The following is a 14,794-nucleotide window of genomic DNA, read 5'->3' as shown; positions in this document are numbered from 1 at the left end:
GTCCTCACTTACTACGGCGAGCGTCAGTCCGTCGGACGGCCTTCTCCAGCCGAAGGGGACTCTCTCGTCGATTGTGCCACTTCCAGAGCGGCGAGTGCCTCACGGAGTGCGGCGGCTTCGTCGGCCCCCACCTGTCCGACGAAGTGGACGAGTGCGGCAGCGCGTCCACCGGACGCGGGTGCCTGCGACAACGCGTCGACCATCAGGCTCGCAACCAGCTCGTCTCGTCCGTGGAGGGGCGCATACCGGTGAGCTCGGTCGTCGCGCTGCTGAACGACCAGCTTCTTCTTCGCCAACCGCTGCAACACCGTCATCACCGTCGTGTACGCGAGCTCGCGATGCGTCGCGAGTGCCTCGTGCACCTGTCGAACGGTCTGGGGATCCGTCGACTCCCACAGATGGTCCATCACTGCGCGCTCTAGTTCACCAAGACCAGCCATTCTTCTTACTCTACGGCTACTCCGACGCTGATGCGTACTACCCGTGGTAGTACCTACCGTCAGGGCAGTGTGGGTTCGGTCATAGTCCTGGCGTCTCGATTCGACGGGTCTCCACGGGGAGCGCCTCGGGGCGAATATCCTTCTCACGTGATCGTGCCGCCCCGCGGCCCGACTCTTCGAGAAGTGAGCGGAGATGCAAGAGTGGAGTGGTTCGATTCTCTGTCGTTGATCGACGGCCCCGTACCGGTGATCGTGTCCGTTCTCGGCGCGCTCGGTGGAGTGTGGTTGGTCGTCTCGTCGTCGCGGCGATACTCGAGACGGGCACTGCCGATCGCGGCGACGGTTGCGATCGTTGTCACGGCTGTCGGTTACGTGGTGGTAGAGAAGGTATGGCGACCGTTTCCGGATCCGATAGCCACCTCGATCTACGTCTGGATCGGCGTGGGTCTCGCCGCACTGTTCGCGGTGATCTCCCGCTTGCTCGCAGCTCGTGGGGTGCTGGGCAAACTGACGACGGTGGTGGCGGCGGTCCTCGTGGTCGCAGCTGCGGCGCTGCACGTCAACCTGGAGTTCGATGCATATCCCACCGTGGGCAATGCCCTCGGAGTCGAGTCCGCTGCCCGTATTCAATTCTCGGATGTGCCGGCCGCAGTGGCGCAGACCGTCAGCGGTTCGCCCCTGGATTCGGTGTGGACCGCACCTGCTGATCTGGCGACCGCAGGACGTGTCACCTCGGCACCCATCCCGGCCACCGCGTCCAACTTCTCAGCTCGGGACGCCGAGATCTATCTCCCGCCCGCGTATTTCGCCGATCCTCGGCCGTTGCTGCCGGTCCTGGTGTTGCTCGCCGGTCAGCCGGGTGCGCCCGAGGACTGGCTCAACGGCGGAAAGCTCGCCCAGACCATGGACAACTTTGCCCGTGACCATGCCGGTCTTGCGCCCGTCGTGGTTGTCGCGGACGGCACCGGGTCATCGATCGCCAATCCACTCTGTGTCGATTCGCCGCTGGGGAACGTGGACACGTATCTGTCCCGGGACGTTCCCGATTGGATCGACGCCACCTTGCAGGTGGACCGCGATCGCGCTCACTGGGCAATCGGTGGATTGTCCTACGGTGGCACGTGCTCCATTCAGATGGCGACCAATCACCCCGACGTGTATCCCACCTTCCTCGACCTGTCGGGTCAACGCGAACCCACCCTCGGGGATCGGGATCGAACCGTGCAGCAGGCCTTCGGCGGCAATTCTGCGGCATTCACCGCCATCAACCCGCTCGACCTGCTCAAATCGCGTCGGTACCCCGACTCGGCCGGTATTTTCGTCGTGGGCGCAGACGACAAGGATTACAAACCGGGTCAACAAGAGATGTACGACGCGGCGAAGGCCGCTGGAATGGATGTGCAGTACGTGGAAGTACCTGGCGGACACAGCTTCGCGGTGTGGTCGGAAGGCCTGCGTCGTGAACTCCCATGGCTGGCAACGAGAACAGGGCTGACTTCGTGAACGTGACCGAGCCGGAGCTACCCGCGACAGCCACCTCGTCATCGGCAGAGGCCGACGCAGGCGACGTCGCCGGACCTTCGTGGATATCGAAGCGAACCAAGGCGTTGAAGTTGGGATCGTCCGCAGCGATGCGTCAGATTCGCAGATTGTGGTCGCTCATCGTGTTCGGAGCGGTGGGGGCCCCGGTCAGTTTCACGTTGCTTGCGATCGTGTGGTTGACCGGTATCGCTGCGGCCGTGTTCGACGATCGTGGCGAATTGGACAAGTACTTCGCCGTGGGCATCATGCCGTTCGAGCACTGGCACCTGTGGACCCCACTGACCTCGGGATTGACGGCTCCCAATATCGCCGGTTGTGTGGTGGCGACTGTTGCGGTTCTGCTCGCCGCTGCGCCTATCGAGCGCCGGACAGGGTCCCGTCGCTTTGCCATCGCTGCATTCGTCACCCAGGCAGCCGGTTCGCTACTCGGTCTCGGTCTCGCCGCTCTGGCCAAGACCTTCGATGCCGATTGGGGTTTCCGGCTGCACGTCGGAACCGCAGTAGGTCCGACGACCTGGATCTTCGGCGTGGTGCTGGTTGCGACCTCGCGGATGGATACGTTGTGGCGCAGACGGATCCGCGTCGGCGTGCTGGCACTGCTGGTGACGTTGGCCCTGTTCGGTGGGCACCTGCAGGACGTGGTTCGACTGGCCGCCGCGGTGATCGGTCTCGTCGTGGGGCCGTGGATCGTCGGTCGGTCGGCGCGTGGCCCTCGATTGGCGGGTACTCAACGCGAAGGCCGCGTGCTGGTTGCGCTCATCGTTGCTGCGAGTGCATTGGGTCCGGTTCTGGCGGCCCTGAGCCCCAACGCTGTCGGTCCGTTCGCCGTCCTTCGAGATGTTGTTCGAGGAGTTCCCTACACGGCAGCCGAGGTGCGCGAGATTTGTGCCGATGCGACCACCGATCCGGTGGAGTGCCGTCGTGGTCTGCTCGATCTCAGGCTCGGCGGCGTCGGTCCGACGATTCTGAGCATCATGCCCTCCCTGTTCTTGCTGGTGATCAGCGACGGCCTTCGGCGTGGCAGGCGTTTCGCGTGGGCTCTGGCGATGGTCTCCCAGTTGATCCTGCTCGCACTGTCGGTGGCCAACTTCGCCATTCGGTTCCTGGAGGCCGGCGACGACCAGTCGCTGTTCTACGGGCTCGAATCACCGACTGCGTATCGCACCGCGGTGCCGTTCTTGCTACCACTGATCGTGCTGGTGGTTCTCTTGGTCACGCGCAAGTTCTTCGACGTGTCGGCGCCCTCGGGCACCTACCGGCGGTGGGCGGCGTCGGTGATCGGGGTCGGAGTCGGGCTCGGCGTGGTCTACACGATCGGTGGGTACCTTGCGCGCGGCGGCTTTGCCGATTCGCCGTCGTTCGGTGGTTTGCTGTCGGACTTCCCGCAGCGCCTGATTCCGCCTGTCTACCTGCAATGGCTCGAACCCGCTCTGCTGCCACAGAGCATTCCCACCACCTTGCTGTTCGAGTGGACCGGCGTGGTGTTCTGGTCGGTGGTCTGTGTTTTTGCTGCGAGCACCTTCCTGACTCCGGTGTACGGGACGGAAACCGACGCGACCGAACGGGCGCGCGGACTGCTCATGGCGAGCAGCGGTTCGGCGCTGTCGTGGATGACGACCTGGCGCGGAAACAAGTACTGGTTCGGCCCCGACGGCCGCAGTTACGTCGCCTACCGCGTCATCTCGGGTGTAGCTCTGACCACCGGCGATCCAGTGGGTCCGCGAGAGTCGTTGCGGGACAACGTCGTCGAATTCGCCGAGTTCGCGTCGAAGAACGGCTGGATACCGTGTTTCTATTCCGTCACCCCCGATGTTCGCCGGATCACCGATTCTCTCGGCTGGGGCGGAATCCAGGTGGGTGAGGAGACGGTGCTCGATCTGGACGGAATTGCCTTCACCGGCAAGCGTTTTCAAGACGTGCGCACGGCACTGAATCGGGCGAAGAAGGCGGGTGTCGTAGCCGAATGGATTCGTTTCCCGTCGGCACCACTGGCCATCACCGATCAGATCACCGCGATTTCGGAGGAATGGGTAGCAGACAAGGGCATGCCCGAGATGGGGTTCACCCTCGGCGGTCTGGAGGAGGTCGACGACGAGAACGTCCGCTGCCTGATCGCGGTAGACGAACATCGGACCGTACACGGCGTGACCTCGTGGATGCCGGTGTACGAGAACGGCGTCATCGTCGGATGGACGCTCGACTTCATGCGTCGTCGTTCGGAGGGCTTTCGGCCGACGATGGAATTTCTCATCGCGTCGGCTGCTCTGTTGCTCGAGCAGGAGGGTGCCAGATTCCTCAGTTTGTCCGGCGCACCGCTGGCAAAAGTCGACGAGAAGCAACCCGAACACGTCTCCAGCGCCGAGCAGTCGACGCTGTCGGGACTACTCGAACGGTTGCTCGACGTGCTCGGACGCACCCTCGAACCCGTCTACGGATTCCGTTCTCTCCTGGCATTCAAATCCAAGTTCCAGCCTCGCTACGAACCGATGCACATGACGTTCGCAGATCCGGCAGCACTGCCCAGTATCGGTAACGCGATCGGTCGGGCCTACTTGCCCGACGTGTCGATCGGGCAAGGGTTCAAGCTGGTGCGCATCATGATCGAGCGGTGACGGCGGCTAGACGGCTGTGGATGGGCCCGCGGCAGAGTCGTCCGCGGACCTGACAGGCCCTCCGGCCGACCCGTACACGTGCCGGGTCCCGATCGGAACGATGAGAGGTCGATCGGACATCGGGTCTTCGATCACGGTGGCCTCGAGGCCGAAGACGTCGAGCAACAACTGCTCCGATATGACGTCCTGAGGTCGGCCGGAGGTAACGATCTGCCCTTGCTTCATGACGATCAACCGGTCGCTGTAGCGAAGTGCCAGATTGAGATCGTGCAGCACCATCACGATCGTCCGTCCGAGCTCGGCGTGCAGTCGATCGACGAGATCGAGGACCTCGATTGAGTGTGCGAGGTCGAGGTACGTCGTCGGCTCGTCCAGCAACAGGATGTCGGTGCCCTGGGCCAGCGCCATGGAGATCCACGCTCTCTGACGCTGACCACCCGAGAGTTCGTCGACGGGTCGGTCGGCGAGGTCGCCGACTCCGGTCAACTCGAGTGCGTTCGCCACCTCGGCCTCGTCGTCGGAGCTCCACTGCCTTATCCACGATTGGTGGGGATGCCGACCACGTGAGACGAGGTCTGCGACAGTCAGACCTTCGGGGGCGGTCGGGGCCTGCGGCAGCATGCCGAGAGTCCGGGCAACCTCCTTGGTCTTCATCGAGGAGATCGCTCGGCCGTCGAGCATCACACTGCCGGCCTTGGGCTTGAGCAGGCGACCGAGCGAACGCAGGAGCGTCGACTTCCCGCAGCCGTTGGGTCCGATGACCGTGGTGATGACTCCGGTGTGAATTTCGAGGTCGAGGTGCTCGACGATGGTGCGATCGCCGTAACCGAGGCTGAGATCCTGCGCGATCAGACGCGAGGGGTGGCTGGTGGTCATACGGAAGCCTTTCGATTACTGCGAACGAGAAGGTACAGAAGGAACGGTCCGCCGAGGGCCGAGGTGACGATGCCGACCGGAAGTTCGACCGGCAGAATCGTTCGAGCGATCAGATCGCTCGCTACGACGAGTAATCCACCGAGCAGTGCCGACGCAATGATGGGCGGGCCAGGCGTTCGCAGGATTCGGAGTGCGATCTGCGGCGCTGCCAGCGCAACGAATCCGATGGGTCCGGCCGCGGCGGTCGCGATGGCGGCGAGAGCGACGGCAGCCAAGAGCATCATGGCCTGGCTGTGTTGTAGGCGTACTCCGAGCGATCGGGCGTTGTCGTCACCCAGGCGTAGCGCGCCCAGGGTGAACGTCGCGATGACCGTGCCACCGCCGACGAGTACGACAGCGGCCGCGACCGGCCAGACCGACGCCCAGTTGGCACCGTTGAGCGAGCCGTTGAGCCACACCTGAGCGCGCGAGACGTCGTTGATGTCGGCGCTGATCAGTAGCCATCCGATGACGGCAGTAAGCATGGCGTTGACCGCAATTCCCACCAGGATGAGCCGGAAACCGTCGACACCTTTTCGCCAGGCGAGGGTGTAGATCGCGATGGCGGTGAGCACACCGCCGATCAGGGCCGCAAGCGGCAGGCCCAGAGTGGCGAGCAGACCGCTGAAGCTGCCGCCTCCGCCGAGCACGATCAGCGCGACGGCTGCGGCACTGGAACCGGCGGTGATACCGAGGATGTCGGGGCTGGCGAGCGCGTTGCGGGAAATCGACTGGGTGATGGCTCCGGAGATACCGAGGGCAGCTCCGACGAGGAGGCCGGTGAGCGATCGAGGCAGCCGCAGATCCATGACGATGAAGCGCTCGATCCTCGAGCCGCCTCCGAGAAGTACGTCGAGAACCTGTGCGATCGACAGAGGAAAGTCACCACGTCCGATGTTGATGCACATCACCAGCACGAGGGCTGCCGCCAGCAGGACGGTGGCGATGACCATCAGCGGTCGTCGGACCAAGGAAATGGGGCCGAGACGAAACGCGGGTCGGGCGCGAACGACGCCCTTGTCGGACGACGGCGGTGTCGACTGCAGATCGGTTGTCACAGGCCGACCAACTTCCGACGACGAACGAGAGCGATGAAGAACGGTGCGCCGATCAGGGCCAGAACGATGCCCACCTGGAGCTCACCCGGGCGCACGACGACCCGTCCGACGACGTCGGCGATCATGAGCATCACACCGCCCATGAGGCCTGCATAGGGGACCAGCCAGCGGTAGTCGGGTCCGGTCACCGCTCGGGCGATGTGCGGTACGACGAGGCCCACGAAGGCGATCGGCCCGCATGCTGCGGTCGCTGCCCCGGTCAGCAGGGTGATAGCGAGGATCCCGACGGTACGGGTGACCGCAATGTTGGTCCCCAGTGAGCGCGCGACATCCTCACCGAGGCTCATGACGTTCAGGCCGGGAGTGCTCGCGACTGCGATGAGGACGCCGATCACCAGGAACGGCAATACCTGCCACAACACGTCCAGGCCGCGTCCTGCGACCGATCCGACCACCCAGAAGCGGTAGCCGTCCAGACTGGTCTGATCGAGCAGGACGACGGCGTTGGTCATCGCCGAGAGGAAGAATGCGACGCCGGCCCCGGCCAACGCGAGATTGACCGGACTCGATCTGCCCGACCCGATCGACGACAGTCCGAACACGACGACGCTCGCCGCCGCCGAACCGGCGAACGCGAACCACAGGTACTGACTCGGCGAGGTGAACCGGAACAGGTAGATGGCCATCACGACGAAGAACGCCGCGCCCGAGTTGAGGCCGAGCAGGCTGGCGTCGGCCAACGGGTTGCGTGTGTGCCCTTGGATGAGAGCGCCTGCGATGCCGAGCGCAATACCCACGACCAGTGCAAGCACAGTGCGGGGAACTCGCAGCGTGCGCACGATGATGTCGGTGTCGGTACCCGTCGAATTCAGCAGGGCGTGGGCTATCTCGGCGAAGGTCAGGGGTCGAGCGCCGATGGCGATGCTGGCGAGAATTCCGGCCACGAGAGCGGCGACGAGTACGGCCAGGCCAAGCAATCTCCGGCGCCGAATGGCAGCGACCGAACCGTCCTTGGGAATGGGCTCGAATCCTTCTGCTGCAGCGACCTTTTCGCGCACCACCTCCGACGACGCAGAGCCGATCCGAAACTGGCGACGCAGCGCTCGACGTGCGCCGATCGGGCCGTGGGTGACGGTGTCTCGCAGCGTCAGCCCCAGCCATCGCTTGCCGGTGCTCTGGCCGTCGTTGCCGTCGCGGTACCCGCGGTTCCAGACGAACAGAGCCAGAGCGACGCACACCGAAATTGCGCCGAATACGAATCGGTCCGCTTGTCCGCCCCCGTTGTCGTCACGCAGTGCGTCGACGATCGACCATCCGACGAACAACGGGACCACGACGATCAGGGCGTCGATGGCGCCTGCCGCGATGCAGGAGCTCCGCGGCGGCGGGCCGTCGGGCACGTTCTCGGTCCCGTACTGCTCATCGGGAGACCGGCGAGCGCCGTGCGGGCCGAGTAGCGGAGCTGTGGTCACAGTGTCGTGACTCCTCGCTGTATCGAAGGGACTCGTTTAGGTTACGGAACCCTTGCTTTCCATGTGAGGTGAGGTAAGGGTAGCGGTACCTGATTCCCAAAATTATCTGGTTAGGCTAACCTACATAACGAGTCGGGGTGCGACGCATCCACCCGCCACGAACTACAAGGAGCGATCAGGTGTCAGTTGCAACGGCGGCATTCTCCAGCTGGGCCGATGTTCATCGATTCTCGAACCGATCCGATGGGACGGCCCAGTTGGCCGACTCGTGTGAGACTCTTCGCGCGCTCAATCCCGACTACCCGCGGATGTACGCGGTGGCTGCCATGGCGAACGAAGGTAAGCGCCGGTGGTGGCAGTTGGCCGTCGGTCTCACGGACGGACGTGTCGAGCGGATGTACAGCCGTTCGCTCGAGGATCTGGATGTGCCGGAGGCTGCTGCAGTTCAGGTGGCCACTGCCTTGATTCACGCTGTGGTCGGCCGAGTATCTGCGCTGCTGGTCCTGGAGGCTCGGGCGTGGGATCCGGGCATCGACAACATGTGGATCCACATGGACAGCGACGGTGGAATCGACTGGGCGGGTGTCGCGTCGCCGATCCTGAGGGTGCTGCCCGAGGATCCCTCGGCGGGTGAGCCCGGCACCGTCACCCTTCCGTGCGAGGAGGCTCTGCTCGTCTGGACGGCGCATCGCTGCACGACGTCGCTCGGTGCGGTGTTTCGCGCGATATCGGAGCGCGCTCCGCTCGATGTTCGCGTCTTCTGGGCACTGGTCGGGGACGCGATTCTCGGCGCGTCGACGTACGTTCCGATTCTGGCCGGGGCGAGCGCGTCCGACGGAGCTCGTCGGGGTCAAATGCTGCTCGACGCCATGGTCGACGCAGGCGCTCCCGTCCGGTCACGCGCCGGGGTTCCCGGACGAGCGAGACTTCGGGTGTCCTGAAGCTCTTGCGCCGCTACTAAGGTTTGCCTATGCTGACTACATACCAACGGACCGCGCCGGAGTCCTGAGGGCTGCAGTGACTCCCGGTCCTTGCCACGGTGGGCCTCTCGTTCTTCACGAACGGGAGGCCCACCGATTTTCGTGGGTCGACTGTCGTGTAATTCTGATGGAAAGTCGGCTGCACGGTCGGCCCACATGTTTCGACGCAACCGGAGGCAGTGCAATGACGGACTCGAACGGCACCACGGAAGAGACGCCTTTCGACGCCTTGACGCCGGAACAGTTGACTGAGCTGTGCCACCGTGGATTCGACGGAGTCGTCGGTCTGAAATACCTCGCGGTGTCCGGCGAGGACGTGCGCGCGGAGTGGACAGTGACTCCGCAGCTCCATCAACCCGCAGGAATCATGCATGGCGGCGTCCTGTGCGCGGTGGTCGAATCGGTGGCCAGCATCGGCGGATCGGCCTGGTTCGGGTCACGTGGACACGTGGTCGGCGCCAACAACAACACCGACTTCCTGCGAGCCACGCGATCGGGAACCTTGGCCGCACACGGACATCCGATTCATCGTGGACGCACCCAGCAGCTGTGGCAGGTGGACATCTCCGACGAGACCGGACGCTTGGTAGCTCAGGGCAGAGTCCGACTGGCAAATATCGAAAACACTGCACATCTGGGACAGTGATGCCCATGACGGGCTACAACCAGCATCCAGATTCACCGGTCACCGCGCTGACTCCCGACGCTCTCGATCGCCTCGAGACACTCTTCGGGCCGATCGACGAGGATCTGGCGCGGCACTATCCCGGGGACCGCATCGGCGGGCAGCCTTCCCACACCGTGTACGTCTCGGCGGCGGAAGCCTCGGCGAATGTGCCCGCCGAGTGGGGCGCTGCATCCTCGGCGATTCTGGACGCTCACCCCGAGGCATTCGCCGAACTCGACACTGCGAACGTTCTGCCCCTGGTTCGTGCGCGATTGAGCACGGCCCCCATCCAGGACCTCCGATTCGATTTCGAGGACGGGTACGGATGGCGGTCTGACGTCGTCGAAGACCGTCATGCAACGGCCGCGGGTGCAGCGTTGGCGGCCTTGGCGAAAGATGCCGATGGTCCGACCTGGTTGGGTATTCGTTCCAAAGGACTTGCAGCACACGAGCGTCGGCGCGGGATTCGCACCCTCGAGCTCGTTCTGGACGGGGCCGGGGGAGTGCCCGACGGTTTCGTGTTCACCGTGCCCAAACTGCGCGCCACCTCGCAGGTGGCCGCGGTGGTCGCGTTGTGCGAGGAACTCGAGCGCGCGCACGGCCTGCCCGATCGCGCCCTTCGATTCGAGTTGCAGATCGAGAGTCCCCAGGCGGTCATCGGGGCCGACGGTACGACGACTCTCGCGCGGGCGATCACGCGCGCCGACGGCCGCTGCACGTCACTGCACTACGGAACCTACGATTACAGCGCCGCGTGTGGGATCACGTCCGCGCAGCAGTCGCTGGCACATACGGTGGCGGACCACGCGAAGAACGTCATGCTGGTGGCAGCCGCGCAGACCGGAGTGTGGGTGTGCGACGGTTCGACCCAGGTTGTTCCCACCGGCAGCCCGGAGCAGGTTTCGGCGTCGGCGCGGCGGCACTTCGATCTGGTGACGAGGTCCCTCGAACGCGGTTTCTACCAGGGCTGGGACATGCATCCAGGGCATCTGGTGACGCGGTGGCTGGCGACCTTCGGTTTCTTTCGCCACGCCATGCCGGTCGCGGCTGCTCGACTCGGGGGCTACCTCGATCGTCAGGGCGGTGAGGTGATGGACGAACCCGCCACCGCGCAGGCGTTGGCCGGCGTGCTGGTGCGAGGCCTCGACGCGGGTGCGTTCGGCCTCGCCGAACTGCAGGCAATTGCCTCGGGAATCGACCGAGACGTCCTGCGGGGACTGCTCGATCGATCGGTGACCGTGCCCCTCGGGTGAGGCGCGAACCGGCGCTCCGCTGCCGGGCTGCCTCGAGCGTGTCAGAATTGCCGAGCACCATCACCGATCGGGACGGAGAACTCCAATGCGGTTGTCTCCGCACGAGCAGGATCGACTGCTCGTCAGCTATGCGGCCGAGCTCGCGCGTCGTCGTCAGGCTCGAGGCTTGAAGCTCAATCATCCCGAGGCCATCGCGGTCATCACCGATCACCTTCTCGAGGGTGCCCGGGACGGGCGATCCGTTGCAGATCTGATGTCCTCGGGGCGCGAAATCCTCACTGCCGACGATGTCCTCGGTGGGGTTCCCGAGTTGCTTCCCGAGGTGATGGTCGAAGCGACCTTTCCCGACGGCACGAAATTGATCACAGTGCACGAGCCGATCTCACCCAAGCGAGGTGACGGTCACCTGATTCCCGGCGAGATCATCACCGTCGCAGGGGACATCGAGATCAACGAGGGTGCCGAGGTGATCACGATGGTCGTCGTGAACGGCGGAGATCGGCCGGTTCAAGTGGGCTCACACGTGCACTTCCCACAGTCCAACACCGCCCTGCAGTTCGATCGTGAGCGTGCCCACGGCCACCGCCTCGATATTCCGGCGGGCACAGCGGTACGTTTCGAGCCCGGCATCGAACAGACAGTTCGGCTCGTGCCTCTCGGTGGCACGCGCGAGGTCCACGGTTTGAGCATGACACCTCCCGGAAAGTTGGACAGCTGATGGCGCGTCTGAGCCGTAGTCGATACGCACAGTTGTTCGGGCCCACCACGGGTGATCGAATTCGCCTGGCAGACACGGATCTTCTGATCGAGGTCACCGAGGACCGCAGCGGCGGCCCGGGCAACGCGGGGGAGGAAGCGGTCTTCGGCGGCGGCAAGGTGATCCGCGAGTCGATGGGTCAATCGCGTGCTACCCGCGCAGACGGAGCTCCCGACACGGTGATCACCGGGGTGGTTGTCGTCGACTACTGGGGAATCATCAAGGCCGACCTCGGTATTCGCGACGGGCGCATCGTGGCATTGGGCAAGGCAGGCAACCCCGACACCATGACCGGAGTCCATCCCGATCTGGTGATCGGGCCCTCGACCGAGATCATCGCGGGCAACGGAAAGATCGTCACGGCCGGCGGCATCGACTGTCACGTCCATCTGATCTGCCCGCAGATCAAGGAGGAAGCTCTCGGCGGAGGCATCACCACCGTGATCGCCGGCGGCACCGGACCCGCCGAAGGAAGCAAGGCCACCACGGTCACCCCGGGTGCATGGCACCTGTCCCGGATGCTCGAAGCTCTCGACGACTGGCCGATGAACATCGTGCTCCTCGGCAAGGGCAACACTGTCAACCCCGACTCCATGTGGGAGCAATTGCGTGCAGGCGCATCAGGATTCAAGCTGCACGAGGATTGGGGCTCGACCCCTGCTGCGATCGACGCGTGCCTGCGAGTGTGTGAGGACGCCGGTGTGCAGGCCGCGCTCCACTCGGACACCCTGAACGAGGCCGGCTTCGTCGAGACCACTCTCGCTGCGATCGACGGCCGTGGAATTCACGCTTATCACACAGAGGGCGCGGGCGGCGGGCATGCACCCGACATCATCACGGTGGCCGCGCAAGGGCACGTGCTGCCCAGCTCGACCAACCCGACGCGTCCTCATACCGTCAACACCCTCGACGAACATCTCGACATGCTGATGGTGTGTCATCACCTGAGTCCGTCGATTCCGGAGGATCTGGCCTTCGCCGAAAGTCGTATCCGGCCGTCGACCATTGCGGCCGAGGATCTGCTGCACGACATGGGTGCGATCTCGATGATCGGCAGCGATGCGCAGGCAATGGGCCGGATCGGCGAGGTCGTTCTGCGTACCTGGCAGACTGCGCACGTGATGAAGTCTCGTCGGGGCTTCCTGCCCGGAGACAACGGGGCCGACAACAACCGCGTCATGCGGTACGTCGCCAAGTACACGATCTGCCCGGCCGTGGCCCACGGGCTGGACGACGAGATCGGCTCGATCGAGCCGGGAAAATTGGCCGATCTGGTGCTGTGGGACCCGGCGTTCTTCGGCGTCCGTCCGCACATGGTCGTCAAGGGCGGAATGATCGCCTGGGCGGCTATGGGCGATGCCAACGCGTCCATCCCGACCCCGCAACCCGAGCTTCCGCGTCCGATGTTCGGGGCCTCGCCCAAAGCAGCTGCCGCGACATCGCTGCACTTCGTCGCTCCCCAGGCAATCGAAGATGGACTTGCCGGCCGCCTGAACTGCGATCGCCGGCTCGTTCCGGTCAAGAACGTCCGCAGCGTCAGGAAGTCCGACATGGCTCTGAACGACGCCATGCCCGACATCGAGGTGGATCCGGACACCTTCACGGTGCGCATCGACGGCGACGTGTGGAAAGAACAGCCGGCAACCGAACTGCCGATGGCGCAGCGATACTTCCTCTTCTGATGACGGCTGCTCGTCTGCAGGTGACAACGCTTCTCTCACTTGCCGACTCACGTCTGCCCACCGGTGGACACGTTCATTCCGGTGGAGTGGAGGAGGCGATCGCCTCGGGTTTCGTCCGAGACATCGCGACACTCGAGGCTTTCTTGCGACGTCGTATCAGGACCTCCGGTGCCACTATGGCGTCGCTGGCTGCAGCGATCGTCCACGGCTCGCTCGGCACGGAAGGTGCCGACGCCGAGTGTGACGCTCGGACGCCGTCTCCGGCGGCCAGATCCGCGTCACGCGCGCAGGGTCGCGGTCTGCTCCGATTGGCCAAATCGGCTTGGCCGCATCATGATTGGACATCGATCGGCCGTAAGCCGCACCTCCCCGTGGCTGCAGGGCACGTGGGACTCGCGTGCGGGCTGTCGGTTGCCGATACAGCGGCTGTGCAGGTGTACATCACCATGACCGGTTCGGCGATCGCGGCGCAGCGTCTGCTGGCGCTCGATCCGGCCGAGGTTGCCGCATGCACCATCCGGTTGGGCGACTTCTGTGACGACGTGACCGCCTCGGTGTGCGAATGCCTACCCGAGCTGATGGAGTTGTCGGATCCGTTGCTGGACATGTTCGCCGAAGCCCACGCCGTCCGCGATCGTCCGTTGTTCGTATCCTGAAATTGCGATCCACTGTTTCGACCGACTGTTCTCGAACAATGAAGGAGATGTCATGCCCCCGCACCTGATCGACGGTGAGCCCCACGACCACGGACTGGATCGTCCGAAACGCGCGCGGGAGGCAGGCGAGGCGCTGCGAGTGGGAATCGGTGGACCGGTCGGTTCCGGAAAGACCGCTTTGGTGGCTGCCCTGTGTCGCCAGCTTCGTGACGAGCTGTCGCTGGCTGTTCTGACCAACGACATCTACACGACCGAGGACGCCGACTTCCTGCGTCGGCATGCGGTGCTGCCGGACGAGCGCATCACGGCCGTACAGACAGGTGGCTGCCCGCACACCGCCATTCGCGACGACATCACGGCCAATCTCGACGCCATCGACGACCTGATCGAGAACAATCCGCCCTTGGACCTCATTCTGGTCGAGTCGGGCGGAGACAATCTCACCGCGACGTTCTCGTCCGGTCTCATCGATGTGCAGATCTTCGTCGTCGATGTCGCAGGCGGCGACAAGGTTCCGCGCAAGGGTGGACCCGGTGTGACCTTCTCCGATCTGTTGGTGGTCAACAAGACAGATCTGGCCCCCTACGTCGGGGCCGATCTGGGTGTGATGGAACGCGATGCGGCACAGGTGCGCGAGGGTCGACCGACTGCCCTGATCTCACTCACCGACGACCCGGCCGCGACCACGGTACTCGCGTGGATTCGCGAGCAGCTGAAGGTCGTTGCCGACGCCGACGCGCATGCCCACACGCACTGAGCG

General features: G+C 64.5%; 13 protein-coding genes. 9 read left to right on the top strand and 4 right to left on the bottom strand.

Annotation, left to right across the window (positions count from 1 at the left end; translation table 11 throughout):
• Nucleotides 1-23: 23 nt before the first annotated feature.
• Nucleotides 24-440 (bottom strand): BlaI/MecI/CopY family transcriptional regulator, encoded by a 417-nt coding sequence (locus tag ACQR3T_RS07880; protein WP_032377940.1) that lies wholly within the window; start codon nucleotides 438-440, stop codon nucleotides 24-26.
• A 201-nt stretch (nucleotides 441-641) separates the two neighbouring features.
• Here ACQR3T_RS07880 and ACQR3T_RS07875 point away from each other — a divergent pair, with 201 nt between their 5' ends.
• Entirely contained in the window at nucleotides 642-1,943 is a 1,302-nt protein-coding gene (locus tag ACQR3T_RS07875; RefSeq protein ID WP_428693091.1) for an alpha/beta hydrolase, read from the top strand.
• A 128-nt stretch (nucleotides 1,944-2,071) separates the two neighbouring features.
• Nucleotides 2,072-4,594, top strand: a complete 2,523-nt coding sequence (locus ACQR3T_RS07870; protein ID WP_428693090.1) for a bifunctional lysylphosphatidylglycerol flippase/synthetase MprF — start codon at nucleotides 2,072-2,074, stop codon at nucleotides 4,592-4,594.
• A gap of 6 nt (nucleotides 4,595-4,600) precedes the next feature.
• Here the strand turns inward: ACQR3T_RS07870 and ACQR3T_RS07865 are convergent, their stop codons facing one another.
• From ACQR3T_RS07865 to ACQR3T_RS07855, 3 genes are all read right to left on the bottom strand, one after another.
• Complete coding sequence (locus tag ACQR3T_RS07865; RefSeq protein ID WP_428692935.1) at nucleotides 4,601-5,470, bottom strand: ABC transporter ATP-binding protein; 870 nt, start codon at nucleotides 5,468-5,470, stop codon at nucleotides 4,601-4,603.
• Entirely contained in the window at nucleotides 5,467-6,462 is a 996-nt protein-coding gene (locus tag ACQR3T_RS07860) for a FecCD family ABC transporter permease (RefSeq protein ID WP_230592516.1), read from the bottom strand. The genes ACQR3T_RS07865 and ACQR3T_RS07860 overlap by 4 nt, the downstream gene beginning before the upstream one ends.
• A 101-nt stretch (nucleotides 6,463-6,563) precedes the next feature.
• On the bottom strand, nucleotides 6,564-8,039 hold the full coding sequence (locus ACQR3T_RS07855) for an iron chelate uptake ABC transporter family permease subunit (RefSeq protein ID WP_428692934.1): 1,476 nt from the start codon (nucleotides 8,037-8,039) through the stop codon (nucleotides 6,564-6,566).
• Nucleotides 8,040-8,218: 179 nt separating this feature from the next.
• On the opposite strand from ACQR3T_RS07855, the gene ACQR3T_RS07850 reads away from it, so the two are divergent.
• The 7 genes from ACQR3T_RS07850 (at nucleotide 8,219) to ureG (ending at nucleotide 14,791) form a co-directional block, all read left to right on the top strand.
• Entirely contained in the window at nucleotides 8,219-8,980 is a 762-nt protein-coding gene (locus tag ACQR3T_RS07850; RefSeq protein ID WP_032377936.1) for a hypothetical protein, read from the top strand.
• Between the two features lie 223 nt (nucleotides 8,981-9,203).
• Entirely contained in the window at nucleotides 9,204-9,665 is a 462-nt protein-coding gene (locus ACQR3T_RS07845) for a PaaI family thioesterase (protein WP_032377935.1), read from the top strand.
• A gap of 5 nt (nucleotides 9,666-9,670) precedes the next feature.
• Nucleotides 9,671-10,939 (top strand): DUF6986 family protein, encoded by a 1,269-nt coding sequence (locus tag ACQR3T_RS07840; RefSeq protein ID WP_428692933.1) that lies wholly within the window; start codon nucleotides 9,671-9,673, stop codon nucleotides 10,937-10,939.
• Nucleotides 10,940-11,024: 85 nt separating this feature from the next.
• Nucleotides 11,025-11,657, top strand: a complete 633-nt coding sequence (locus ACQR3T_RS07835; protein ID WP_052065074.1) for an urease subunit gamma — start codon at nucleotides 11,025-11,027, stop codon at nucleotides 11,655-11,657.
• Nucleotides 11,657-13,378, top strand: coding sequence for an urease subunit alpha (locus ACQR3T_RS07830; RefSeq protein ID WP_428692932.1), 1,722 nt, complete (start codon nucleotides 11,657-11,659; stop codon nucleotides 13,376-13,378). The genes ACQR3T_RS07835 and ACQR3T_RS07830 overlap by 1 nt, the downstream gene beginning before the upstream one ends.
• Nucleotides 13,378-14,034 carry an urease accessory protein UreF gene (locus ACQR3T_RS07825; protein ID WP_032377933.1) on the top strand — a complete coding sequence of 219 codons (657 nt, stop codon included), beginning with the start codon at nucleotides 13,378-13,380 and terminating at the stop codon, nucleotides 14,032-14,034. Before ACQR3T_RS07830 ends, ACQR3T_RS07825 begins: the two co-directional genes overlap by 1 nt.
• A gap of 52 nt (nucleotides 14,035-14,086) precedes the next feature.
• Nucleotides 14,087-14,791 carry an urease accessory protein UreG gene (gene ureG / locus ACQR3T_RS07820; RefSeq protein WP_032403459.1) on the top strand — a complete coding sequence of 235 codons (705 nt, stop codon included), beginning with the start codon at nucleotides 14,087-14,089 and terminating at the stop codon, nucleotides 14,789-14,791.
• The last annotated feature ends 3 nt before the right edge of the window (nucleotides 14,792-14,794 follow it).

The organism is Rhodococcus sp. IEGM1428, from assembly GCF_050321865.1.
Taxonomy (GTDB): Bacteria; Actinomycetota; Actinomycetes; order Mycobacteriales; family Mycobacteriaceae; genus Rhodococcoides.
Note: the sequence above shows the minus strand (reverse complement) of the source record. Positions and strands in the feature narration are given on the sequence as shown.

Bases quoted from the DNA above. Each gene is read 5' to 3' on its own strand.
- ACQR3T_RS07880 (WP_032377940.1), bottom strand. From the start codon at position 440: ATGGCTGGTCTTGGTGAACTAGAGCGCGCAGTGATGGACCATCTGTGG.
- ACQR3T_RS07870 (WP_428693090.1), top strand. From the start codon at position 2,072: ATGCGTCAGATTCGCAGATTGTGGTCGCTCATCGTGTTCGGAGCGGTG.
- ACQR3T_RS07865 (WP_428692935.1), bottom strand. From the start codon at position 5,470: ATGACCACCAGCCACCCCTCGCGTCTGATCGCGCAGGATCTCAGCCTC.
- ACQR3T_RS07860 (WP_230592516.1), bottom strand. From the start codon at position 6,462: ATGGTCATCGCCACCGTCCTGCTGGCGGCAGCCCTCGTGCTGGTGATG.
- ACQR3T_RS07845 (WP_032377935.1), top strand. From the start codon at position 9,204: ATGACGGACTCGAACGGCACCACGGAAGAGACGCCTTTCGACGCCTTG.
- ACQR3T_RS07840 (WP_428692933.1), top strand. From the start codon at position 9,671: ATGACGGGCTACAACCAGCATCCAGATTCACCGGTCACCGCGCTGACT.
- ACQR3T_RS07835 (WP_052065074.1), top strand. From the start codon at position 11,025: ATGCGGTTGTCTCCGCACGAGCAGGATCGACTGCTCGTCAGCTATGCG.
- ACQR3T_RS07830 (WP_428692932.1), top strand. From the start codon at position 11,657: ATGGCGCGTCTGAGCCGTAGTCGATACGCACAGTTGTTCGGGCCCACC.
- ACQR3T_RS07825 (WP_032377933.1), top strand. From the start codon at position 13,378: ATGACGGCTGCTCGTCTGCAGGTGACAACGCTTCTCTCACTTGCCGAC.
- ureG (WP_032403459.1), top strand. From the start codon at position 14,087: ATGCCCCCGCACCTGATCGACGGTGAGCCCCACGACCACGGACTGGAT.